The organism is Pseudomonas sp. LBUM1643, assembly GCF_059716215.1.
The window spans coordinates 2126740-2148848 of record NZ_CP166813.1; the positions used below are offsets into that span (position 1 = coordinate 2126740).

Annotated in this window: 21 protein-coding genes; 12 read left to right on the forward strand and 9 right to left on the reverse strand. The window is 59.0% G+C overall.

The genetic code is table 11. The annotated features are described in order from the left end of the window. Position 1: 1 nt before the first annotated feature. Together ACA063_RS09525 and ACA063_RS09530 are read left to right on the forward strand one after the other, a co-directional pair. Positions 2-2152, forward strand: coding sequence for a glycosyltransferase family 2 protein (locus ACA063_RS09525; protein WP_497665637.1), 2151 nt, complete (start codon positions 2-4; stop codon positions 2150-2152). Positions 2153-2161: 9 nt separating this feature from the next. Further along, positions 2162-3601, forward strand: coding sequence for an efflux transporter outer membrane subunit (locus ACA063_RS09530; protein ID WP_497665638.1), 1440 nt, complete (start codon positions 2162-2164; stop codon positions 3599-3601). 111 nt (positions 3602-3712) lie between these two features. On the opposite strand, the gene ACA063_RS09535 is transcribed toward ACA063_RS09530, so the two are convergent. Next, the gene (locus tag ACA063_RS09535) at positions 3713-5011 is read right to left on the reverse strand and encodes an MFS transporter (RefSeq protein WP_497665639.1); all 1299 of its coding nucleotides are present in this window, start codon (positions 5009-5011) and stop codon (positions 3713-3715) included. 351 nt (positions 5012-5362) lie between these two features. Between ACA063_RS09535 and ACA063_RS09540 the strand changes: the two genes are divergently transcribed. Both ACA063_RS09540 and sthA read left to right on the forward strand, forming a co-directional pair. Further along, the gene (locus ACA063_RS09540; RefSeq protein WP_497665640.1) at positions 5363-6394 is read left to right on the forward strand and encodes an FAD:protein FMN transferase; all 1032 of its coding nucleotides are present in this window, start codon (positions 5363-5365) and stop codon (positions 6392-6394) included. 200 nt (positions 6395-6594) lie between these two features. Next, positions 6595-7989, forward strand: coding sequence for a Si-specific NAD(P)(+) transhydrogenase (gene sthA / locus ACA063_RS09545; protein ID WP_497665641.1), 1395 nt, complete (start codon positions 6595-6597; stop codon positions 7987-7989). A gap of 42 nt (positions 7990-8031) precedes the next feature. Here sthA and ACA063_RS09550 read toward each other — a convergent pair whose 3' ends face one another. Together ACA063_RS09550 and ACA063_RS09555 are read right to left on the reverse strand one after the other, a co-directional pair. Then, entirely contained in the window at positions 8032-8754 is a 723-nt protein-coding gene (locus ACA063_RS09550; RefSeq protein WP_162437405.1) for a glycerophosphodiester phosphodiesterase, read from the reverse strand. Between the two features lie 14 nt (positions 8755-8768). Further along, positions 8769-9350 (reverse strand): PilZ domain-containing protein, encoded by a 582-nt coding sequence (locus ACA063_RS09555; protein ID WP_497665642.1) that lies wholly within the window; start codon positions 9348-9350, stop codon positions 8769-8771. A 94-nt stretch (positions 9351-9444) separates the two neighbouring features. Here ACA063_RS09555 and ACA063_RS09560 point away from each other — a divergent pair, with 94 nt between their 5' ends. The 3 genes from ACA063_RS09560 to ACA063_RS09570 all read left to right on the forward strand — a co-directional run bounded on the left by ACA063_RS09560 (position 9445) and on the right by ACA063_RS09570 (position 12697). Continuing rightward, positions 9445-10695: a lipoprotein-releasing ABC transporter permease subunit gene (locus ACA063_RS09560; RefSeq protein WP_497665643.1), complete on the forward strand. Its 1251-nt coding sequence runs from the start codon at positions 9445-9447 to the stop codon at positions 10693-10695. A 7-nt stretch (positions 10696-10702) separates the two neighbouring features. Continuing rightward, positions 10703-11386: a lipoprotein-releasing ABC transporter ATP-binding protein LolD gene (gene lolD, locus ACA063_RS09565; RefSeq protein ID WP_497665644.1), complete on the forward strand. Its 684-nt coding sequence runs from the start codon at positions 10703-10705 to the stop codon at positions 11384-11386. Between the two features lie 66 nt (positions 11387-11452). Further along, positions 11453-12697: a lipoprotein-releasing ABC transporter permease subunit gene (locus ACA063_RS09570; protein ID WP_497665645.1), complete on the forward strand. Its 1245-nt coding sequence runs from the start codon at positions 11453-11455 to the stop codon at positions 12695-12697. A gap of 140 nt (positions 12698-12837) precedes the next feature. Here ACA063_RS09570 and ACA063_RS09575 read toward each other — a convergent pair whose 3' ends face one another. After that, entirely contained in the window at positions 12838-14187 is a 1350-nt protein-coding gene (locus ACA063_RS09575; RefSeq protein ID WP_497665646.1) for a heavy metal sensor histidine kinase, read from the reverse strand. After that, positions 14187-14867: a heavy metal response regulator transcription factor gene (locus ACA063_RS09580; protein ID WP_497665647.1), complete on the reverse strand. Its 681-nt coding sequence runs from the start codon at positions 14865-14867 to the stop codon at positions 14187-14189. The genes ACA063_RS09575 and ACA063_RS09580 overlap by 1 nt, the downstream gene beginning before the upstream one ends. Positions 14868-15022: 155 nt before the next feature. Here ACA063_RS09580 and copI point away from each other — a divergent pair, with 155 nt between their 5' ends. Further along, positions 15023-15550, forward strand: a complete 528-nt coding sequence (gene copI / locus ACA063_RS09585) for a copper-resistant cuproprotein CopI (RefSeq protein ID WP_497665648.1) — start codon at positions 15023-15025, stop codon at positions 15548-15550. Positions 15551-15652: 102 nt separating this feature from the next. Beyond that, on the forward strand, positions 15653-16483 hold the full coding sequence (queF, locus tag ACA063_RS09590; RefSeq protein WP_497665649.1) for an NADPH-dependent 7-cyano-7-deazaguanine reductase QueF: 831 nt from the start codon (positions 15653-15655) through the stop codon (positions 16481-16483). Between the two features lie 156 nt (positions 16484-16639). Here the strand turns inward: queF and ACA063_RS09595 are convergent, their stop codons facing one another. Then, positions 16640-16903, reverse strand: a complete 264-nt coding sequence (locus tag ACA063_RS09595; RefSeq protein WP_497665650.1) for a DUF4404 family protein — start codon at positions 16901-16903, stop codon at positions 16640-16642. A 125-nt stretch (positions 16904-17028) separates the two neighbouring features. Next, positions 17029-17649, reverse strand: coding sequence for an HAD superfamily inactivated hydrolase PcrP (gene pcrP / locus ACA063_RS09600; RefSeq protein WP_497665651.1), 621 nt, complete (start codon positions 17647-17649; stop codon positions 17029-17031). 195 nt (positions 17650-17844) lie between these two features. On the opposite strand from pcrP, the gene ACA063_RS09605 reads away from it, so the two are divergent. After that, a complete protein-coding gene (locus ACA063_RS09605) occupies positions 17845-18534 on the forward strand; it encodes an MlaA family lipoprotein (RefSeq protein WP_194690420.1) in 690 nt (229 codons plus the stop codon). A 61-nt stretch (positions 18535-18595) separates the two neighbouring features. Here the strand turns inward: ACA063_RS09605 and ACA063_RS09610 are convergent, their stop codons facing one another. Beyond that, a complete protein-coding gene (locus ACA063_RS09610) occupies positions 18596-18895 on the reverse strand; it encodes a PilZ domain-containing protein (protein ID WP_497665652.1) in 300 nt (99 codons plus the stop codon). 274 nt (positions 18896-19169) lie between these two features. On the opposite strand from ACA063_RS09610, the gene rssB reads away from it, so the two are divergent. Beyond that, positions 19170-20354 carry a two-component system response regulator RssB gene (rssB, locus tag ACA063_RS09615; RefSeq protein ID WP_497665653.1) on the forward strand — a complete coding sequence of 395 codons (1185 nt, stop codon included), beginning with the start codon at positions 19170-19172 and terminating at the stop codon, positions 20352-20354. Further along, entirely contained in the window at positions 20351-20833 is a 483-nt protein-coding gene (gene rssC, locus ACA063_RS09620; RefSeq protein ID WP_123403442.1) for an anti-sigma factor antagonist RssC, read from the forward strand. The genes rssB and rssC overlap by 4 nt, the downstream gene beginning before the upstream one ends. 207 nt (positions 20834-21040) lie before the next feature. On the opposite strand, the gene tal is transcribed toward rssC, so the two are convergent. Next, the gene (tal, locus tag ACA063_RS09625; RefSeq protein ID WP_497665654.1) at positions 21041-21967 is read right to left on the reverse strand and encodes a transaldolase; all 927 of its coding nucleotides are present in this window, start codon (positions 21965-21967) and stop codon (positions 21041-21043) included. Between the last annotated feature and the right edge of the window lie 142 nt (positions 21968-22109).

Below are 22109 nucleotides of genomic sequence, written 5' to 3' on the forward strand. Positions count from 1 at the left end.
CATGCAGGCACTGGACTCGCTGCAACTGCTGCAAATCAATTTCTGGACACTGGCGGCGGTGATTCTGTTCACCTGCCTCACGCATCGGGACCAATGGGCGGCGCGGGCAGGTTTCGGTGCCGTCACCGCGTTGTTGTTGCTCAACTACGCTGCTTGGCGGATTCGCGACACCTTGCCCGACAGCCACTCAGGCTTCGCCACGGTATGGGCGTATGCCTTTCTGTTTTTTGAAATGCTGGCGATCGGTTACACGCTGTTCTCCATTGTCGTCATGCTCTGCCGATCGGATCACAGCAAGGACGCGGACGCCGGCGAGCGAGAGTTGCGCGCCTGGGGTGTGGATGTGCCCGCCGTGGACGTGTTCATCGCCACCTACAACGAAGGCCTGGAGATCCTCGAAAAAACCATTATTGCCGCCCAGGCCATCGATTATCCCAACTTCACCATATGGGTGCTCGACGACACGCGTCGCGACTGGTTGCGCGATTACTGTGCCGAGGTGGGCGTGCAGTACGCGCGACGCCCGGATAACTCCTTCGCCAAGGCGGGCAATCTGAACAACGGCCTGCGTCAATCGGCGCTAGGCAGCAACGCGCCATACATACTGGTACTGGACGCCGACTTTGCCCCGCAGCAACCGATTCTGTTGCGCACGCTGGGGCTGTTCGATGACCCGAAAGTCGGCCTCGTGCAGACGCCGCAGTTCTATTACAACCCTGATCCGATCCAGCACAACCTCGGCACTTCAGCCTGTTGGGTCGATGAGCAGCGGGTGTTCTTCGACGTCTACCAGCCGGCGAAAGATGGGTGGGATGCAGCGTTCTGCGTCGGGACGTCCTTCGTCGTGCGGCGGGATTTAATCAACGAGATCGGTGGATTTCCGACAGGCTCGGTCTGCGAAGACATCTACACGACGTATCGACTCCTGCAAAAAGGCTACGTCACGCGCTGGTTGAATGAGCGTTTGTCGATTGGTTTGTCTGCCGAAGGTTTGACCGAGTACATCAATCAGCGTGGGCGTTGGTGCCTCGGAACCATCCAGGTGGCGCTGCTCAAGGACGGCCCGTTGCGGGGCAGCGGTTACACGCTCAATGACCGGTTGCACTACATCCACGGGCTGATGCACTGGTTTTCCAAGCCGTTCATTTTGATGATGCTGGTGTCCCCGGTGTTGTATTGGTACTTCGGCATTGCCGGGTTCTACGCCAATCCAGTGGATTTCCTTGCGTTCGGCATGCCGGCGCTGATCGCGTTCTGGGGATATGGCACCTGGGTCACGGATCGGCGCACCTTGCCGATTTTCACCGAGGTCACCCAGATCGTCGCCTCGCTGGCGGTCACGGCGACCATTGCCAGCGCCATGATCCGGCCCTTTGGACGTCCCTTCAAAGTCACCGCGAAAGGGCTCGACCGGACGAAAACAATGGTCCACTGGAAGCTCTTCGGCTTCTTTTTTGCCCTGACGCTGTTTTCACAGATCGGCGCGTACATCGCCATCAGCACGGCGGCCTCGTTCGACGGCAACATGCTGTTCAACCTTTGCTGGACGGTGGTCGCGCTGGTGTACAACCTGGCGACGCTGGTGGCTTGCGTCGACCGCCCACGGTTGCACGGCGAAGAGCGCTTCCCGTTCGACAAGCCCACCGGGTTCCGCTTCGGCGGCAAAGTCCTGCCCGGGCGTCTGGTGGATATTTCCCTCAGCGGCACGTCATTGAAATGTGCCTTCGCGTCCTCGATCAAGCCCGGGCTGCGCGGCCAACTGTGGATCGACAAACTGGGCTGGCTCGACGTCGAGGTGATGCGCAATCACGCCGACGATCAGTTGGGCTTGAGGTTTATCGACCTCGATGAGCCTCTGCGCCGGCAACTGATTGCGCGTCTGTTCAGCGACGCGACGATCAATGTGGTGAGCAAGGCCGAGCCGGCGCTGGCGTTCGGTACTTTACTGCGTCGGTCATTGCTTGGAGAAAAGCGTACGAAGCCGCGTTTGCCTGCGCAGGCCAAAGTTCCGTCCTACACGCCATTGCCAAGTTGGCGTCCGCTGCGTGTGCGCTCGCGGGAACCGGCACTGCCGCACATCAGTGTCGGACGTTCAGGTTTGTGGTCTTTGCTTCTTTCTCCCTTGCGAGCTTTGCTCGGCCAACGCCTGTAGGTGCGCGCCATGACGAACAGTTACTTACCCACTTCATGTTTCATGTTGTTACTACTCGGCGGCTGTTCCCTGGAGCCGACTTATGAGAAGCCCGATGCGCCCATCGACCAGCAGTGGCCAGCGAACACAGCGGGTGAGTGTTGCGCGGGCAAGCAGGCGTTCGACAAGGATTGGCACGGTTTTGTGGTCGATGATCGTCTGCGTCAACTGATCGAAATGGCACTGACCAACAATCGCAGCTTGCGACAGTTCGCAGCCAGCGTCGAAGAAGCGCGGGCCGGCTATGACAGCGCGCAGTCGGGACTTTTTCCTACGATTGGCATCGACACCTACGCGGGACGCAGCAAATTACCGCCGTTGGTGCGTACGCCGGGAGGCGGTGACAGCGCCGGCAGTATCGCCAACACGTTTCAGGCAACGGGTGGGTTCACGTCCTACGAGCTTGATCTGTTTGGTCTTATCCGCAGTCAACGCAACGCCGCCGGGGCGCGTTTCGAGGCGTCCGAAGCGGATTACCAGACGGCGCGCCTGGCATTGATTGGCGAAGTCGCCAGCACCTGGTTGAGTCTCAAGGCCAATCAGCATTTGCTTGATCTTGCACAGAACACCTACCAATCCCAGGACAAGTACGGACAACTGTTGCGTAAAAGTTTCAATCTCGGGTCCAGTGCGCGCATAGACGTTCACCAGGCGGATGCGCAAACGAATACCGCGGCGGTGCAGGTCAACACCTACCGCATGCAAGTGGCGCAGAACAGCAACGCGTTGCGGGTGCTGGTGGGGCAGCCGGTGCCGGTGGGTTTGTTGCCCACGGGTGTGCTCGGCGAGCAGTTGGCAACGCTCGACGTTCCGGCGGGTTTGCCGTCGTCGCTGGTCGAACGCCGGCCGGACATCATGTCTGCCGAAGCCCAGTTGCGAGCGGCCAACGCTGATATCGGCGCCGCTCGCAGTGCGTACTTTCCAACGTTTTCGCTGACCTCGGCGTTGGGCAGCCTGACGGGTGATTTTTCGCGGTTGCTCAGTGGCCCTGCGGAATTCTGGTCGGTGGCGTTGGCGGGGTCGTTGCCGTTGATTGACGGCGGTGCGCGGCGGGCGCAAGTGGATGCCAGTCATGCGCGGTTCGACGGTCGAACGGCGGCGTATGAAGCCACGGTGCAGAATGCGTTTCGTGAAGCAGCCGATGCGTTGAATGCGCGGCAGGAAATGCTTACGCAGGTGGAGTTCCAGAAAAAACTGGTAGGGGACTATCAAGAGGCGTATCGCCAGTCGCGTCTGCGTTTCGAGGCGGGGCTCGACAGCTATTTCTCGACCATGGATGCGCAGCGTTCGCTGTTTGACGCGCAGCAGAAGTGGGCGCAACTGGAGTTGGCGCGGGAGATTAACCAGGTGACGTTGTACAAGGCGTTGGGCGGGGGATGGAGTCGTTCGTTGAAGGTAGCGGAGCGGTGAGTTTGCGGTGAGTTTTCGGGCCTCATCGCGAGCAGGCTCGCTCCCAAAGATTATGCGCTAATTTTGAAATGGCGCACGAACCTGTGGGAGATTGCTCGCGATGGCGGCCTATCAGGCGCCGCCAACCACCGCCGCTTGCGCCGTCCGCAGTTCGTGCCGGTTACCCCGGAACAGCACCAGCGTCGCGATCAATCCCATCACCGCCGCGCCCGTGAGCCAGATCCCTGGCGCCGCCTTGTTATCCAGCACATGAATCAGGTACGTGCAGGCCGCCGGAGTGAAACCACCGAAGGTCGCGGTGGCCAGGCTGTAGGCCAAAGAGAAACCGGTCGTACGAACTTCCACCGGCATGATCTCGGTAAGCGCCACGACCATCGCGCCGTTGTACGAGCCGTACAGGAACGACAACCATAACTCGACGATCAGCAAATGACTGAAGCTCGGGTTTGCCACCAGCCATGACAGGGCAGGGTACGCAGTGAAAATCGCGAGAATCGTCGCCGCCAGGAGTAAGGGTTTTCGCCCGACCCTGTCGGACACAGCCCCCATCACCGGCAACCAGAAGAAATTCGACAGGCCGATGCACACCGTCACCAGCAATGCGTCCAGGTCCGACAAATGCAGCTCGGCTTTGCCGAAGGTCGGCGTGTAGGCCGTGATCAGGTAGAACGACACCGTGGTCATCACCACCAACGCCATACCGGCGATGACGATACCGAAATTCTGACCGATCGAGCGGATGATTTCCTGCAGGGTAGGGCGGTGTTTGCGCGCCTGGAACTCTGGTGTTTCTTCCAGCGAACGACGGATCACGAAGATCACGGGCACGATCATGCAGCCGATCAGGAACGGCACGCGCCAGCCCCAGTCACCCATTTGTTCCGGGCTGAGCCAGTGGTTCAAGCCCACCCCCAGCAAACCGGCAAAAACCACCGCCGCTTGCTGGCTGGCGGACTGCCAGCTGACAAAAAAGCCTTTGCGCCCGGGCGTGGAAATCTCGGCGAGGTACACCGACACACCACCGAGCTCAACGCCGGCGGAGAAACCTTGCAGCAGGCGTCCGAACAGCACGAGCAGCGGCGCCGCCACGCCTAATGTGGCGTATCCCGGCACGCAGGCAATCAGCACCGTGCCGGCTGCCATCATTGCCAGTGTGATGATCAGACCTTTGCGACGGCCATGACGGTCGATGTAGGCACCAAGGAAAATGGCGCCCAGCGGACGCATCAGGAAACCGGCGCCGAAGGTGGCGAGGGACAACATCAGCGAAGCGAAAGCGCTGTCGGCGGGGAAGAAGGTTTTGGCGATGGCCGTGGCGTAAAAGCCATAGACCATGAAGTCGAACATCTCGAGGAAGTTGCCGCTGACAACGCGAAAAATCGCCTTGCCTTTGCCCGTATTCGAGGACATTTGTACGTACTCACTTTTGGCTAGCTGGTTGGAAATCCTTGTTCTAGAGGCGTCCTCGGCGCTTTCAGGAAGCCAGGCTCCTTGGGCGAACAGTTTTGTAACGATATGTGTATAGAGATCGTTAGGCAACAACTAGTTAGCTTGCTGCTTAAACGTTATTGCCATTACGCGGGATGGATTGCGTACTGAAGGGAATGACAATGCGAGCTCCTGTAGGCGCTGCCGAAGGCCGCGATCTTTTGACTTTCAAGAGCAGGATCAAAAGATCGCAGCCTCGTTTCACTCGACAGCTCCTACAGGGGGGTGGTGCATACTGCTGGCCGTGATGGTGTGTCTGGGGTTCTTCAGGGGATGTGGGAATTGTTGAAACGGCGGTTGTATTGTCTTGTTGTGTTCAGCTTCATGCTGTCCGGCTGCGGCAATGGCGATTCCATGGAAAGCTTCAGCGGCCCGACCATGGGCAGCACGTATTCGATCAAATACCTGCGCCAGGCCGGTCTTCCCTCTCCAGCAGACGTGCAGGTCGACATGGAAAAAATCCTCGCCGAAGTCGATCAGCAGATGTCCACCTACCGCAGTGATTCCGACATCGAACGCTTCAACGATCTGCCCGCCAACCGCTGTCAGCACATGCCAGCGCCTGTCCTCAAGTTGATCCGCGTCGGTGAACAACTGTCGGAACAAAGCGAAGGTTCCTACGACTTGACGGTGGAGCCGCTGCTCAATCTCTGGGGTTTCGGCCCCCAGGCGCGAGAGGAGAAAGTCCCCGACGCCCAAGCGCTGGCGCAAGTACGCCAGCGAATCGGTTACCAACACCTGCGCATCGAGCGTGATCAACTGTGCAAGGACGCCGCAGTCGAAGTCGACTTCAACAGCATCGCCGCCGGTTATGCCGTTGACCGGATTGCCGCAAAGCTCGAGGCAATGGGCATCCACAACTACCTCGCCGAGGCCACCGGGGAGCTGAAGGCGGCGGGCAGGAAGCTCGATGGCTCACCCTGGCGGATCGCGCTGGAGGAACCTCGCGACGATCAGCAAGTCGCCCAGCGCATGATCAGTCTCGACGGGAACGGCGTGTCCACCTCCGGCGACTACCGTCATTATTTCGAGAAGGACGGCAGGCGGTATTCCCACACCTTTGATGCCCGCACGGGTGCTCCGGTGTCCCACTCGTTGGCGTCCGTCACAGTGATTGATCCTTCGGCCATGATGGCCGATGGCTTATCGACGCTGCTGCTGATTCTCGGACCCGTGCGCGGGTGGGACTACGCCGAAAAACACGACATCGGCGCATTTTTTGTGATTCGCACCGACAGCGGTTTCGTCACACGAACCAATCAGGCTTTCGAACGGTTGAGCACCGGAAAACCGAGTGATCATTGAGTCGCAAGCATTGAAAACTGGCGTTGTAGTGCAGGCAAAAGTAGCCTACGACGCGACCAAGGGTTAATGTGCGCGGCGTTGACGCTTCTATAGACTGTGTCCGGGTTCTGCATTGACCCCAAATTGTTCCTTCACGCCGCAGATCGGCGTGATTTAGCCGCAGGTGCCGATGGCGCCGCGGCCTGTTCTGAGGAGTACGCATGGCTGTCTACAACTACGACGTGGTGGTGCTGGGTTCTGGCCCGGCAGGAGAAGGCGCGGCAATGAACGCCGCCAAAGCAGGACGCAAGGTGGCGATGGTCGATAGTCGTCGTCAGGTCGGCGGCAACTGCACCCACCTGGGCACCATCCCGTCCAAGGCACTGCGTCACTCGGTCCGGCAGATCATGCAGTTCAACACCAACCCGATGTTCCGGGCGATTGGTGAGCCGCGCTGGTTCTCGTTCCCGGACGTGCTGAAAAGCGCTGAAAAAGTCATCTCCAAGCAAGTCGCTTCGCGCACCGGCTACTACGCCCGCAACCGCGTCGACGTGTTCTTCGGCACCGGCAGCTTCGCCGACGAGCAAACCATCGAAGTGGTCTGCGCCAATGGCGTCGTCGAAAAGCTGGTGGCCAAGCACATCATCATCGCCACCGGTTCGCGCCCTTATCGCCCGGCGGACATCGATTTCCACCACCCGCGTATCTACGATAGCGACACCATCCTCAGCCTCGGTCACACCCCGCGTAAACTCATCGTTTACGGCGCCGGCGTGATCGGTTGCGAGTACGCCTCGATCTTCAGTGGTCTGGGTGTGCTGGTCGAGCTGGTGGACAACCGCGGTCAGTTGCTTAGCTTCCTGGACTCGGAAATTTCCCAGGCCCTGAGCTACCACTTCAGCAACAACAACATCACGGTTCGCCACAACGAAGACTACGACCGCGTCGAAGGCGTGGACAACGGCGTGATCCTGCACCTCAAGTCCGGCAAGAAGATCAAGGCCGATGCCTTGCTCTGGTGCAACGGCCGTACCGGTAACACCGACCAGTTGGGTCTGGAAAACATCGGCGTGAAGGTCAACAGCCGTGGTCAGATCGAAGTGGACGAGTCCTACCGTACCTGCAAGCCGAATATCTACGGCGCCGGTGACGTGATCGGCTGGCCAAGCCTGGCCAGTGCCGCGCATGACCAGGGGCGTTCGGCCGCTGGCAGCATCGTGGATAACAACAGCTGGCGTTTTGTGAATGACGTGCCGACCGGTATCTACACCATTCCGGAAATCAGCTCGATCGGCAAGAACGAGCAGGAGCTGACCCAGGCCAAGGTGCCATACGAAGTGGGCAAGGCGTTCTTCAAGAGCATGGCGCGTGCGCAGATTGCCGGTGAGCCTCAAGGCATGCTGAAGATTCTGTTCCACCGCGAGACGCTGGAAGTGCTGGGCGTTCACTGCTTCGGTTATCAGGCGTCGGAGATCGTGCACATCGGTCAGGCGATCATGAGCCAGCCGGGTGACTTGAATACGCTGAAGTATTTTGTGAACACCACGTTCAACTACCCGACCATGGCCGAAGCCTATCGGGTAGCGGCGTACGATGGCCTCAACCGGCTTTTTTGAGCGGCTCCGGCCGGTGGCCTGAGCCGGCCGGGGAGACCGATTTCAGCAATTCTCGAGCGTGGCGCTGGCCAAACCGGGAAAGTCTGTAATCAGGCTGTCAACGCCGAAGTCGGCGAGTCTGCGCATTAGCGCGGGCTCGTTGACTGTCCACACCGACACATGCAGCCCTTGTCGCTGCGCCTTCTGCAGGCGTTCCGGCGTACACAGGGTCCAGTTCAGCGCCAGAATTTCACAGCCATAGCTTTGCGCGACCTTCAATGGGTCAAGCCAGGCGTATTCGGCCACCAGTCCGCGAGAAACATCCGGCACCAGGTCCAGCGCGGCTTTCAATACTTCACGGGAGCTCGAAGTGATGGTCACTTTGTCGAGCAGGCCGTGGCGTTGCGCCATTTCGCGAATCGCCAGTACGGTAGTCGCTGCGCGGGTGCGTGAAGCGCTTTTGACTTCCAGTTGCCAGTGCTCGAAATCACACTTCTCGAACAGTTCTTCCAGCGTTGGAATCGGGCATGGCTTGATCCAGCCAGGGCCGCCCTTGCGCGCGTCGTAGGTCGAAAGCTCTGCCGCCGAATGCTCGACGACCTTGCCGCGCCGGTCGGTGGTGCGCTTGAGGGTCGGGTCGTGGATGACCATCAGTTCGCCGTCCTTGGACAGGTGCAAGTCCAGCTCGCAACGGCGCACGCCGTGCTTGAGGCATTGCTGAAAGCTGGTCAGGGTGTTTTCCGGTGCTTCGCCTTTGGCGCCGCGATGGCCGTAGATGAGGGTCACGGTTCTTCCTTAAATTAGAGGCCTGATTCGTTTTGTTCGCGGGCCAGACGTCGTTCCTGGGCCTGCTTTTGCAAGATGTAGCGGGCCAGCAGTTGGCGCTGGGCGTCGGTCGGGATCTGGAATTCGGTGCCGATGTCGTAGCCGCCGCCCTTGGGATCACAATGGGTGACGCGAGCGCGCAGCAACAGGCCGAGGGCTTGAGGCATCAGCACCAGTTTGATCGACAGTTGTGCGCCGGCGGCAATCGGGGTGGGGTGCTGAAAGTCGATGCCACCTTCGGAAATGATCACGGGTTGTGGCTCGCCGATCTGGCCAAGCACGGTGACCGCGATCACCTGACTGAGCAAATCGATGCGTTTGTTCTGGGATTTCAGGAACGCCGCTAGGTTGCGGTCCCGCTCGCTGATCTGGCGCAACAGGTGCTGCGACTCGAATTCGCTCAGGTGCAATTCGCTGAGCAAGTTGAAGAGTGGAGAAGCATCCTGCAACACTTCCTGTCCTGCGGCCTCGGCAGCGGACAGGGGCCGAATTTCCAGTGCGATCATGTCCTCGATACGGTAGTATTCGCGGCGATCTTCTTCATCTAATGTCGACATGGCGAACCCATGGTAGCGGCGGTGGTCTGAGTGTAAAGCTGGTTATCGACCCCCGCCACAAGGACGTTCCTTTTCCCTCCGAACAAGCCCCGACATGTTCAGACCTCTCTTCGTATTTATTGGCACGCGTTATACCCGTGCAAAGCGTCGCAATCATTTTGTGTCATTCATTTCCCTGACCTCGATGATCGGGCTCGCCCTGGGCGTGGTCGTGATGATCGTCGTTCTGTCGGTCATGAATGGCTTCGATCATGAGATGCGCACCCGCGTGCTGGGCATGGTGCCCCACGCGACCATCGAGTCTGGTGAGCCGATCAACGACTGGCAAAGCCTGGCTGACAAGGTCAAACAGAACCCGCAGGTGACGGCCGTGGCGCCGTTTACTCAAATGCAGGGTTTGCTGACCAATAACGGCAAAGTCTCCAAGGTCCTGCTTAATGCCATCGATCCGGCACTGGAGCGCCAGGTCTCGATCATCGACAAGTTCATGCTGCAGGGCAAACTCGACGACCTGGCTCCGGGCAGTTTCGGCATCGTCATCGGTGACAAGGCTGCGGCCAAGCTGGGTGCGGCCATCGGCGACAAGCTGACATTTGTCGCCCCGGAAGTCACCGTCACCCCGGCCGGGATGTTCCCGCGCATGAAACGCTTCACCGTGGTGGGCATTTTCCATGTCGGCGCCGGTGAGATTGACGGTTACCTCGGCGTTACCAACCTGCAGGATCTGGCCAGGCTGCACCGCTGGAAACCGGATCAGGTACAGGGCATTCGCCTCAAGTTCGATGACCTGTTCCAGGCGCCGCGCACCGCGTGGAACATCGCCCAGCAGTTGGGGCAGGACCATTACTATGCTCGCGACTGGACCCGCACCCACGGCAATCTGTATCAGGCGATCCGCATGGAAAAAGCCATGATCGGCCTGCTGTTGCTGCTGATTGTGGCCGTGGCGGCGTTCAACATCATTTCCACGCTGGTGATGGTGGTGAATGACAAGAAAGGCGACATTGCGATTCTGCGTACCTTGGGCGCTACGCCGGGCACGATCATGCGCACGTTCATGGTGCAGGGCACGGTCATCGGCGTGGTCGGCACAGCGATTGGCGCTGTGGTCGGGATCTTTGCCGCCTTGAACGTCAGCGCCGCGATCTCGGCCCTCGAAGGGCTGATCGGCCACAAGTTCCTTAACGCCGATGTGTACTTTATTGATTACCTGCCGTCGCAAGTGCAGAGCCAGGACGTGTTGATGGTCTGCGCCGCCGCGTTGGTCCTGAGTTTCCTCGCCACCCTGTATCCAGCCTGGCGTGCCGCGCGCACCCAGCCTGCGGAGGCGCTACGTTATGAGTGAGTTGGGCATGAGTGAAAAAGCAATCCTGAGCTGCCGCAATCTGGGCAAGTCCTACGAGGAAGGCCCGGAATCGGTGGAGGTTCTGGCCGGCTTGCAACTGGAGTTGCACCCGGGCGAGCGTGTGGCGATTGTCGGCACTTCGGGTTCGGGCAAAAGTACCTTGCTGAACCTGTTGGGTGGCCTCGACACGCCGACCAAGGGCAGTGTGTGGCTGGACGGCGAAGAGCTGTCAGCACTGAGCGAGAAGAATCGCGGTCTGCTGCGTAACCGGTCCCTGGGGTTCGTGTACCAGTTTCACCATTTGCTGCCGGAATTCACCGCGCTGGAAAACGTCTGCATGCCGTTGCTGATCGGCAAGACGGCGATTCCGGAAGCGCGTCAGCGTGCGACGGCGTTGCTGGAGCGGGTAGGGCTGGGTCATCGCCTGGAGCACAAACCGTCCGAGCTGTCCGGTGGCGAACGCCAGCGCGTGGCGATTGCTCGCGCCTTGGTGAACAATCCGGGCCTGGTGATGCTCGACGAGCCGACCGGCAACCTCGACTCCCACACCGCGCAGGGCATTCAGGACTTGATGCTGGAGCTCAGCACCTCGATGCGCACGGCGTTCCTGGTGGTGACTCACGACATGAACCTGGCCCGCCAGATGGATCGCGTCCTGCATTTGCAGGAAGGTTGCCTGACCCCCATCTGACCGGCCCAAGCCCGACGTCACTGAACAGTGCGTCGGGTCTTTTATTTTTATACGGTGCCCAAGCGAATGTTCAGACCGTTATCGATCTTTATCGGCGCGCGCTATACCCGCGCCAAGCGTCGCAATCGCTTTGTTTCCTTCATCTCGATGACCTCGATGATCGGCCTCGCCCTCGGCGTGTTGGCGATGATTGTGGTGCTGTCGGTGATGAACGGATTTCAACGCGAGATGAGCTCGCGGATCCTCGGCATGGTGCCTCATGCGACCATCGTCGGCGTCAATCCGATTGATGATTGGCAACCGGTTGCCGCGGCGGCGATGAAAAATCCCGAAGTCACCGCCGCCGTGCCGTTCACCGAGATGGAAGGCATGCTGTCCTATAAGGGGACGATGCAGCCGATCCAGGTCAGCGGCGTCGACCCGGCGCTGGAAGGCAAGGTGTCGATCGTTGCCCAGCACATCGTCCAGGGGCGTCTGGATGACTTGAAGCCCGGTGAGTTCGGCGTGGTGATCGGCGAGATTACGGCGCGACGTTTCCGCTTGAACGTCGGCGACAAGATCACCCTGATCGTGCCGGAAGTCAGCACCGCGCCGGGGGGGATTACCCCACGGATGCAGCGCCTGAACGTGGTCGGTGTGTTCAAGGTCGGCGCCGAGCTGGACGGTTCGATGGCACTGATTCATGTGGCCGATGCTGCGCAAATGCAGCACTGGCAGCCGAATCAGGTACAAAGCGTGCGTCTGGCGGTGAAGGACCTGTATGCCGCGCCGAAAGTGTCCGGCGACATCGCCAGCGGTTTGGGTGCTGATTACCGGGCTGACGACTGGACCCACACCCAGGGCAGCCTGTTCAGCGCGATGAAGATGGAAAAAACCATGATCGGTCTGCTGTTGCTGATGATCGTCGCGGTGGCGGCGTTCAATATCATTGCCACCCTGATCATGGTGGTGAACGACAAAGGCGCGGACATCGCCATTCTGCGTACCATCGGCGCCACACCACGGCAGATCATGGCCATCTTCATGGTGCAGGGCACGGTGATCGGGATCGTCGGCACCTTGATCGGCGGCGTGTTGGGCGTGATTGCGGCGCTGAACGTCAGTGAGTTGGTGGGCTGGGTGGAGCGGGTGAGCGGGCAGCACATCTTCAGTTCGGATGTGTACTTTGTCAGTAACCTGCCTTCGGAACTGCAGGGCGGGGATGTGCTGCTGATCTGCTCGGCGGGATTTGTCCTGAGCTTTCTGGCCACGGTTTACCCGGCCTGGCGAGCGGCGAAGATCGAACCGGCTCACGCGTTGCGGTATTCGTAAAGCTTCAGTCCGCTATCGCGAGCAGGCTCGCTTCCACCGTGGAACGAGTTGAGCCACAGATTCATGGTCAACTCCGAAACCTGTGGGAGCCGACGGTGCGACGATTCGACTTGCTCGCGATGAGGCCGGCCCTGCTGGCCTCAATCTCCTCTGGGCAACTCAATCACAAAGCGCGTCAAGCCCTTCTCCGATTCACACCAGATCTGCCCGCCATGGGCACGTATGATCGAACGGGTGATCGCCAGCCCTAATCCCGCATGCTCACTACTGCCTTCCTGGCGTGCCGGATCAGCCCGGTAGAAACGATCAAACAACCTCGGCAACAACGCCTCGGCAACCTCGTCCCCCGTGTTCTCAATAGTCAGGCTCATCCCTTGCGGTTGATCAGCGATCCGCACCCGCACTTCGCCATCGACCGGCGTGAACCGCAACGCGTTATCCAGCAGATTGGAAAACGCCCGTCGCAACATGCTGCGATCGCCCACCATGCGTGCAGTGCCCTCGCGGCTCACTGTCACGTGGGAGTCATCGGCCAAAGGCGCAAAAAATTCCAGCAACACATCCACCTCGTCCGCCAGGTTCAGCGGTTCGCGACTGGGCATCAACAACCCGTGGTCCGCCTTGGCCAGGTACAGCATGTCGTTGACCAGTTGCGCCATCCATTGCAGCTCCTCGAGGTTGCTGTGCAGTGCTTCGCGATAGTCCTCGATCGGACGTGGGCGGGTGAGGGTGACTTGCGTGTGGATCAACAGGTTCGACAGCGGCGTGCGCAGTTCATGGGCAATGTCGGCGGAGAACGCTGAGAGCCGCTGAAAGGAGTCGTCCAGGCGCCCGAGCATGGCGTTGAAGTGGTGGGCCATTTCTGCGAGTTCTGGCGGCATGTTTTCTTCGGGCAAGCGCGCGTTGAGCGATTGCGCCGACACCCCGCGAGCCACCGCGCTCATGCGCCGCAATGGCCGCAACCCGCTGCGCGCCGCCCACGCGCCGAGCAACGCAGTGGCCAGCGCGGAGAGCCCGACAGTCAACCAGATCAAGTGCTGCATGCGCTGTAGAAAGTGCTGGTGGTGAGTGATGTCCAGCAACAGCGTCAGTTGCGGCGAATCGGGTTTGTCGGGGTAGAGTGGCGCGTTCAGGACGCGATAGTCCGTGCCATTACCCTTGAGGGTCGACAGGCCTGGTGTTTGCGGGAGTGTCTCGGGCAGGCGCGCCGAACTGTCGTACCAGCGCTGACCGTCGCTGCCCGTGATCCGCAAAGACAGATCAGCCTGTCGACTCAACTCATCTGCCAGTTTGACTTCGCTAGTGCTGGATTGAATGTCCTGCAGCGACCGGCGCAGGCCAATCAACTTGCCCTCCAGCAACTGTTGATCAAGCTCGATGAAGTGTGCCTCGCTGGCACGGTTGAACAGCACGCCAGCGAACAATGACACCACGGCCGTGCAGGCGGCAAACAACAGCGCCAGGCGGCTGCTCAAGGACAATCGACGCATCAGGCGGGGCGCTCTTCAAGGACGTAACCCATGCCGCGTACGGTATGAATCAATTTGTTGGGGAATTCATCATCGACTTTCAGGCGCAAGCGGCGGATGGCCACTTCGATGACGTTTGTGTCGCTGTCGAAATTCATGTCCCAGACCTGCGATGCAATCAACGACTTGGGCAGCACCTCACCCTGACGGCGCAACAGCATCTCCAGCAAGGCGAATTCCTTGGCGGTCAGGTCGATGCGCTGACCACTGCGTTCGACACGGCGGCGGATGAGGTCGAGGCGCAAGTCGGCCAGTTGCAGGCTGGTGTCCTGAGGTGGCGCACTGCCGCGTCGCAACAGGCTGCGGACTCTGGCCAGGAGCTCGGAAAAGGCGAACGGTTTGACGAGGTAGTCGTCGGCTCCCAGCTCCAGGCCATGAACCCTGTCTTCCACTGCGTCACGGGCGGTCAGAAACAGTACCGGCGTATCGAGCCCGGCACCGCGCACCGCTTGCAGGATCTGCCAGCCATCGCGACCGGGCAGCATCACGTCGAGGATCAACAGGGCGTAATCGCCACTCAATGCCAGCTGCTGACCCGTGCTGCCATCGGCCACCAGTTCGGTGGTGAACCCGGCCTCGGTCAAGCCCTGGCGCAAGTAGTGGCCGGTTTTCAGTTGGTCTTCGACGATCAGCAGTTTCATGGATAACTCGAGGCTAATGAAGCGAATGCTTTATACCGTGGGCAGCGCGAATGCAGGCCAACCTGACAAAGTTGTAATCTGGCTGTCAGGTTCAAGGCAGTGACAGCAGTTTAATGTCTTCTACAAGCTGAACCTTATCTTGTTGGAGTATGACTATGTTTTTGCGCAAACCTTTTCTGCTGTGCGCCTGTCTGTTGGCGCTGAGCACGCCGGCATGGGCAGCGCCCGCGCATACTTTCGATTTCGGTCAGCCGGCGCCAGCGTCCAAGGCGACTCGCAGCATTGAAGTGGTGATGGGCGATATGTCGTTCGACCCCAAAACCATCGATATCAAGGCAGGGGAAACGGTGCGCTTCGTGCTGGTGAATAAAGGCCAGCTGCTGCACGAATTCAACCTTGGTGACGCGGCGATGCATGCTCGCCATCAGCGGGAAATGCTGCAAATGCAGCAAAGCGGCATGCTGACGCCGACAGGCATGAAGAAAATAGACCACGGCTCCATGGGCAAAATGGATCACGGGATGAAGCACGACGACCCCAACAGCGTACTGGTGGAGCCCGGCAAAACCGCGGAGTTGACCTGGACGTTCAGCAAGGCCACCAACCTGGAATTTGCCTGCAATATTCCTGGTCATTACCAGGCGGGCATGGTCGGCAAGTTGACCGTCGACGCAGCTAAGTAAAACAAGGCGGAAACCGGGGTAGAGGAAAACCCTCTGTAACAGCACTCAAAGGCGGGAGCAAAGGCTGGTAGAATCGGCTGATTATTCAGTCAGGTTTCCGCCATGCATCCCGCAGCCGAACACTCGCCGCTGGGCAAATCCAGCGAATACATCGCCACGTACACACCGTCCCTGTTGTTCCCGATCCCGCGCACCGCGAAATGGGCCGAGCTGGGCCTGACCGCAGAAACCTTGCCTTATAAAGGTGTGGATTTCTGGAACTGCTTCGAGCTGTCCTGGTTGCTGCCATCGGGTAAGCCCGTCGTCGCGATCGGTGAGTTCAGCATCCCTGCGGATTCGCCGAATATCATCGAATCCAAGTCGTTCAAGCTGTATCTCAATTCGCTGAATCAGACGCCCTTCGCCGACACTTCGAGCCTCGAAACTGCGCTGGTCAGGGATTTGTCCGCCGCTGCCGGCAAACCGGTCGGCGTGCGCATCCGCAGCCTGAAAGACGTTGAAGCCGAAGGCGTGGTGGCATTGCCGGGCGTGTGCATTGACGATCTGGAGATCACTGTCAGCAACTACGAGCACCCACGCCCGGAGCTGTTGCGTTGTGACGATTCACGCATTGTGGAAGAGATTGTGCACAGCCATTTGCTCAAATCCAACTGCCCGGTGACCAGTCAACCGGACTGGGGCAGCGTGACCGTGGAATACCGCGGCGCGGCGCTGGATCACGCGAGTTTGCTGGAATACATCGTGAGTTTCCGCCAGCACTCGGATTTCCATGAGCAGTGCGTCGAGCGGATCTTCCTTGATCTGCAGCGGCTGTTGAAACCGGAGAAATTGACGGTGTATGCGCGCTACGTACGGCGCGGCGGGCTGGACATCAACCCGTATCGCAGCACTGAAGAGGTGCAACTGCCGAACCATCGTCTGGTTCGTCAGTAACGATCTTGTTTATGTAGCAGCTGGCGCAGCCTGCGTTTGGCTTCAACGCAGGCTTCGCCAGCTGCTAAAAAGGGCGCGCAGTTCAAAGTAATTTGTCGGTCGTTGAAAACAAAAAGCCCCACCATCACTGGCGGGGCTTTTTTGCATCTGACGGGGTTAGATCCCGATATTGCCCAGGGTCTGCACGATGTTGCGCAACGTGCCGGCAATGGCAGGGTGTTCGAGTTCGAAGCGTTCTACCGCCAGGTTTACACCGTCGGCAAGGCTGGTGTCTTGAGTCTTGGTCTCAAGCTCGATTTCCAGTTCGATCTGTTGCATCAACGCGTGAAGGTCCTCGCGCTCGGCTTCGGACAGTGGCGGATTCTGTTCCAATTGCTCGCGCAGAGTATTGAGCTGTTCTTGCAGTTCGCGGGCAGGCATGGCGTTCTTCCTTTTATCGATAGGCACTGGCATAGACCGCAGCAACATGCCAAAGGTCTATGGCTTGCCTCTAGATTAATCCACTCGCGTACAACCTGCATGTGTTCATGTTGGAGAGGCGGCGTTCAGGGCTTTTCGCCCTTGAGTCGGCGCTGATTGATGTCTGCCAGGCAGGTATCGAGGTCGCCCAGGTGATCGATCACTGAATGCACACCCAGGCCGAACAGCTGAACCGTCGCTTTGCCGCGTTTGATTTCGCGCTGTTGTGCCGTCAATGCTTGCCACTCAGCGGGTGCCAGCCCGCAGAGCGAACCGCAAGACGCCAGGCCAATCGTCCACAACCCGGCGTTCAGGCCCGATTGCAGCAGGCGCGGTTCTCCGCTGACCAGGACACACCCCTCCAGCCGATCAACGTTGAGCGACATCAACGCTTCCCAGCAGGCGTGAGGCGCCGGCCATGAATTGTTTGTTTCGATTTGTGTCGATGGTTTGACCCATTCCGGCAGTGCGAGGGCCAGGGAATGGCTGAGGGCTAGGGGCAATTCATCTACCCATGCGCATGGAATATGTTGGCGCTGCAGGCTGTGCAGGCTATCCAGTGCGCCGGGAGTCAGTTCGGCGTGTGTGGTGCAGAGGTCGCGGTGTTCACGGGTTCGGGCGCCGAAATCCACCAGGCAACCACTGAGACCAAACAAAACGGCGGTCAGGCGCGGAGCAACGAGGGGTAAGACTTCGGCGTGCGGCATATCAACGTCCCTGAAATAGTACGAGGCTATGCGTCGCCGATGACAGTTGAGTGACAATCAAGTGAATCGCCTGACATCGCCGCTGCCCTACAGCAGCGGACGCTGATGCTGCCTAAAGCGGCGTTTCCGTCTTATACTGTCGAGCTTAACGTCTGGGCCGTGAGCCCACGTCAGTACAATCCAAGGAGTTTTTCTATGCGCTGGAGCAATCTTCTAGCTCAGCTTTGTGTGTGTTCCAGCGTATTGCTGATTCCGTTTGTTGCTCAGGCAGCATCGGAAGATGACCCTTTGGAAAGCATCAACCGTCCGATCTACAAGTTCAACGATGTGCTCGACACCTATGCACTGAAGCCTTTGGCCCAGGGCTACCAGTACGTGACGCCGCAGTTCGTTGAAGACGGCATTCACAACTTCTTCAGAAACATCGGTGATGTTCGCAACCTGGCCAACGACGTGCTGCAAGCCAAACCGGCTGCGGCGGGTGTTGATACCGCGCGGTTGATCTTCAACACCACGTTTGGCTTGCTGGGCTTCATCGATGTCGGCACCCGAATGGGCCTGCAGCGCAACGACGAAGATTTCGGCCAGACACTCGGCTACTGGGGCATGCCTAGCGGTCCGTACCTGATGCTGCCGCTCTTGGGCCCGAGCACCCTGCGCGATGCGCCAGCGAAGTATGCTGACTCCTACGTCGGCGCTTATCGCTACGTCGACGATGTCGCAGCGCGTAACTCGTTCATGGCGCTGGATATTGTCGATACCCGTGCCAGCCTGTTGTCGGCCGAGAAGCTGATCAATGGCGACAAGTACATCTTCATCCGCAATGCGTACCTGCAAAACCGCGAATTCAGGGTCAAGGACGGTCAGGTCGAAGACGATTTTTGATTTCGACTGGTAAAACAAGGAAGGCGGCCATCAGGCCGCCTTCTTTCGTTTGAAATCGACGTTATTTCATCTTCAAGATTGTAAGCCCGAGTTTCTGGCTCCCGCCGTCCTGGTCCCTGACCCATACCACCTCGGTGTCGGCTTCAAGGCCCTTGAGGGCAGCATGTTCTGAATCTATCCGCACGCTCAACAGGTCGCCGACCTTGAACAAGCGGGGCGCTTCAACCTGCATGCCGCTGCTGGAAAGGTCGATACAGACGGCTGGAACCTCATCGCCCTCATGAATCAGCGCCACCTCGGCATCCACTCGCATGCGGATGAAATCGCGTTTTTCGCTATAGTCCCGATCGGTTTGACTCATGGGGTTCAACCTTCCATTGGGTTACGGTTTTGACAGTTCTTATAACTCCCGGTCATTTGACAAGTAAAGAGCTCAAGCGACCATCGCCGTATGCTTGAAACGCCCCGCGGATGGGAGTACCGTCTGCGCCTTAGAAGGGCACCTCTGGTGTAACTGTGTGTAGGGCAAATGCCTGAAAGCGGTGCGACAGAGAGGCTAGAAAGCGAATCCAGTAGTACGGTGAGGTTGAAAACCTGCCGGCTACGCCAACCTAATTCTGGCGCCGTTTGCCCACATGCCAAAAACCAGTGCCACGCTGCTGATAATCGATGATGACGAAGTAGTGCGCGCGAGCCTCGCCGCCTATTTGGAAGACAGTGGTTTCAGCGTCCTGCAGGCCAGCAATGGTCAGCAAGGTCTTCAGGTATTCGAGCAAGACAAGCCCGACTTGGTCATCTGCGATCTGCGTATGCCGCAGATGGGCGGACTCGAACTTATCCGTCAGGTCACCGAGCGTTCGCCGCAGACACCGGTGATCGTGGTTTCGGGCGCCGGCGTGATGAACGACGCGGTCGAGGCCCTGCGCCTGGGCGCGGCGGACTACCTGATCAAGCCTCTCGAAGACCTGGCCGTGCTCGAGCACTCTGTGCGCCGGGCTCTGGATCGTGCGCGCCTGCTGCTGGAAAACCAGCGCTACCGTGAAAAGCTGGAGAAGGCCAATCGCGAGCTCGAAGCCAGCCTGAACCTGCTCCAGGAAGACCAGAACGCCGGTCGCCAGGTGCAGATGAACATGCTGCCGGTGAGTCCGTGGACAATCGACGATTTCCAGTTTGCCCACCAGATCATCCCGTCGCTGTACCTCTCGGGTGATTTCGTTGACTACTTTCGGGTCGACGAGCGCCGTGTAGCGTTCTATCTGGCGGACGTTTCCGGTCACGGCGCTTCATCAGCCTTCGTTACCGTGCTGTTGAAGTTCATGACCACGCGCTTGCTGTTCGAATCCAAACGCAGCGGTACATTGCCCGAATTCAAGCCTTCAGAGGTGCTTGGTCATATCAACCGAGGCCTGATCAGCTGTAAGCTGGGTAAACACGTCACAATGGTCGGTGGAGTCATCGACGAGGAGACAGGTTTGTTGACCTATAGCATCGGTGGTCATTTACCGTTGCCTGTGTTGTACACACCGGACAGTGTTCGTTATCTGGAAGGGCGTGGTCTGCCCGTGGGCCTCTTCAATGAAGCCACTTACGAAGACCACGTACTGGAGCTGCCGCCGACGTTCAGCCTGACGCTGATGTCCGATGGCATTCTGGACCTTCTGCCAGAGCCTACACTCAAAGAAAAAGAGGCGGCGTTGCCCCAACGGGTCAAGGCTGCGGGCGGCACCCTGGATGGGTTGCGGCAGGTTTTTGGATTGGCCACGCTAGGGGAGATGCCGGATGATATCGCCCTGTTGGTGTTGAGCAGGAATCTTCAATGAGTACCGGTAGAATCCAGTTCGCCGAACAGGACGGCACCTTCGTTCTGAAGTTCGTCGGTGAAGTTCGCCTGACCCTATGTTCGGCGTTGGATGCGACTATTGAGCGGATCTTCACCGCGTTGAATTTCAACGCGATCGTGATCGACCTGACCGAAACCCGCAGCATCGACAGCACCACCCTTGGCCTGCTGGCCAAATTGTCGATCCTGTCGCGGCAAAAGGTCGGCCTGCTGCCGACCGTCGTGACCACCCACGAAGACATCACGCGTCTGCTGCAGTCCATGGGCTTCGAGCAAGTGTTCAACATCGTTGACCGCCCGATCCCATGCCCTGAATGCCTGACCGACTTGCCAGACCAGGATCAATCCGAAGAAATCGTGCGGATCAAGGTGCTCGAAGCACACAAGATCCTGATGGGCCTCAACGATTCCAACCGTGAAGCCTTCCACGACCTCGTGAACGCGCTAGAGCGGCACTGATTTCGGGTCATCCTGTGATCTGTGGCGAGGGAGCTTGTCGAATCGTCGCACCGTCCCGCTGGGGTGCGTAGCGCCCCCAAACCATCCCCGCGTCGCGTCAGACAGCCCCTGGCAAGCCAAATCAGCCTGAACCTCGCATCAATCCCAGCGCACAAAAAAAGGGCGAACCCACCAGGGTTCGCCCTTTTTGCATTGCCTTGAACTAGATCACAGCTTGGCTTGCAACAACGCCTCAAGCTTCTCCTGGTCCCGAGCAAACTGGCGAATGCCTTCCGCCAGTTTCTCTGTCGCCATCGCATCTTCGTTAGACAACCAGCGGAATTGCGCTTCGTTCAGGCTCAGACGCGCTTCCCCGGCATGCCCCGGCGCCAGTTTACGCTCTAGCTTGCCGTTGTCCGCCGCCAGTTTCTCCAGCAGTTCCGGGCTGATGGTCAGTCGATCGCACCCGGCCAGTTGCTCAATCTGATTCAGATTACGGAAGCTCGCGCCCATCACCACAGTCTTGTAGTCATTGGCTTTGTAGTAGTTGTAGATACGCGTCACCGACTGTACACCCGGGTCATCCGAGCCGGTGTAGTCATTGCCGTTGGCCTTTTTGTACCAGTCGTAGATACGGCCCACAAACGGCGAAATCAGAAACACGCCCGCATCGGCACACGCTGCGGCCTGAGCAAACGAAAACAGCAGCGTCAGGTTGGTCTGGATGCCTTCCTGCTCCAGCTTCTCAGCAGCACGGATGCCTTCCCAGGTGGACGCGATCTTGATCAGCACGCGGTCACGGCCAATGCCGGCCTTGTCGTACAGCTCGATCAGACGGTGCGCACGCTTCAATACGGCGTCAGTGTCGAACGACAGACGCGCATCCACTTCAGTGGAAATGCGCCCCGGTACAACCTTCAAAATCTCTTGACCTACCGCCACGCCAAAACGGTCGCTGGCCAGGCCGACGTCGCCCTTGCAGTCATGAACGCAAGCGTTCAGCAATTCGGCATAACCGGAAATGGCCGCCGCTTTCAGCAACAGGGAAGGGTTGGTGGTAGCGTCCACCGGTTTAACACGAGCGATCGCTTCGAAGTCGCCGGTATCGGCAACCACGGTAGTCATTTGTTTGAGTTGTTCCAGCTTGGAAGTCATGAGTTTGCTCTGTCCTTTGGATTTGATGACATTACCCGAGCGCTGACAGCCACTCAAGGGCGCGTGTACCTATCGAAGGCCCCAGCGGCAACAACCTGAAAACAGCTGTTTGAAAGGTGGGGCGCGGTGTTGATAAATACGA

Coding starts and splice junctions, on each gene's coding strand:
- ACA063_RS09525 (WP_497665637.1), top strand. CDS start 2: ATGCAGGCACTGGACTCGCTGCAACTGCTGCAAATCAATTTCTGGACA.
- ACA063_RS09530 (WP_497665638.1), top strand. CDS start 2,162: ATGACGAACAGTTACTTACCCACTTCATGTTTCATGTTGTTACTACTC.
- ACA063_RS09535 (WP_497665639.1), bottom strand. CDS start 5,011: ATGTCCTCGAATACGGGCAAAGGCAAGGCGATTTTTCGCGTTGTCAGC.
- ACA063_RS09540 (WP_497665640.1), top strand. CDS start 5,363: ATGTGGGAATTGTTGAAACGGCGGTTGTATTGTCTTGTTGTGTTCAGC.
- sthA (WP_497665641.1), top strand. CDS start 6,595: ATGGCTGTCTACAACTACGACGTGGTGGTGCTGGGTTCTGGCCCGGCA.
- ACA063_RS09555 (WP_497665642.1), bottom strand. CDS start 9,350: ATGTCGACATTAGATGAAGAAGATCGCCGCGAATACTACCGTATCGAG.
- ACA063_RS09560 (WP_497665643.1), top strand. CDS start 9,445: ATGTTCAGACCTCTCTTCGTATTTATTGGCACGCGTTATACCCGTGCA.
- lolD (WP_497665644.1), top strand. CDS start 10,703: ATGAGTGAAAAAGCAATCCTGAGCTGCCGCAATCTGGGCAAGTCCTAC.
- ACA063_RS09570 (WP_497665645.1), top strand. CDS start 11,453: ATGTTCAGACCGTTATCGATCTTTATCGGCGCGCGCTATACCCGCGCC.
- ACA063_RS09575 (WP_497665646.1), bottom strand. CDS start 14,187: ATGCGTCGATTGTCCTTGAGCAGCCGCCTGGCGCTGTTGTTTGCCGCC.
- ACA063_RS09580 (WP_497665647.1), bottom strand. CDS start 14,867: ATGAAACTGCTGATCGTCGAAGACCAACTGAAAACCGGCCACTACTTG.
- copI (WP_497665648.1), top strand. CDS start 15,023: ATGTTTTTGCGCAAACCTTTTCTGCTGTGCGCCTGTCTGTTGGCGCTG.
- queF (WP_497665649.1), top strand. CDS start 15,653: ATGCATCCCGCAGCCGAACACTCGCCGCTGGGCAAATCCAGCGAATAC.
- ACA063_RS09595 (WP_497665650.1), bottom strand. CDS start 16,903: ATGCCTGCCCGCGAACTGCAAGAACAGCTCAATACTCTGCGCGAGCAA.
- pcrP (WP_497665651.1), bottom strand. CDS start 17,649: ATGCCGCACGCCGAAGTCTTACCCCTCGTTGCTCCGCGCCTGACCGCC.
- ACA063_RS09605 (WP_194690420.1), top strand. CDS start 17,845: ATGCGCTGGAGCAATCTTCTAGCTCAGCTTTGTGTGTGTTCCAGCGTA.
- ACA063_RS09610 (WP_497665652.1), bottom strand. CDS start 18,895: ATGAGTCAAACCGATCGGGACTATAGCGAAAAACGCGATTTCATCCGC.
- rssB (WP_497665653.1), top strand. CDS start 19,170: ATGCCAAAAACCAGTGCCACGCTGCTGATAATCGATGATGACGAAGTA.
- rssC (WP_123403442.1), top strand. CDS start 20,351: ATGAGTACCGGTAGAATCCAGTTCGCCGAACAGGACGGCACCTTCGTT.
- tal (WP_497665654.1), bottom strand. CDS start 21,967: ATGACTTCCAAGCTGGAACAACTCAAACAAATGACTACCGTGGTTGCC.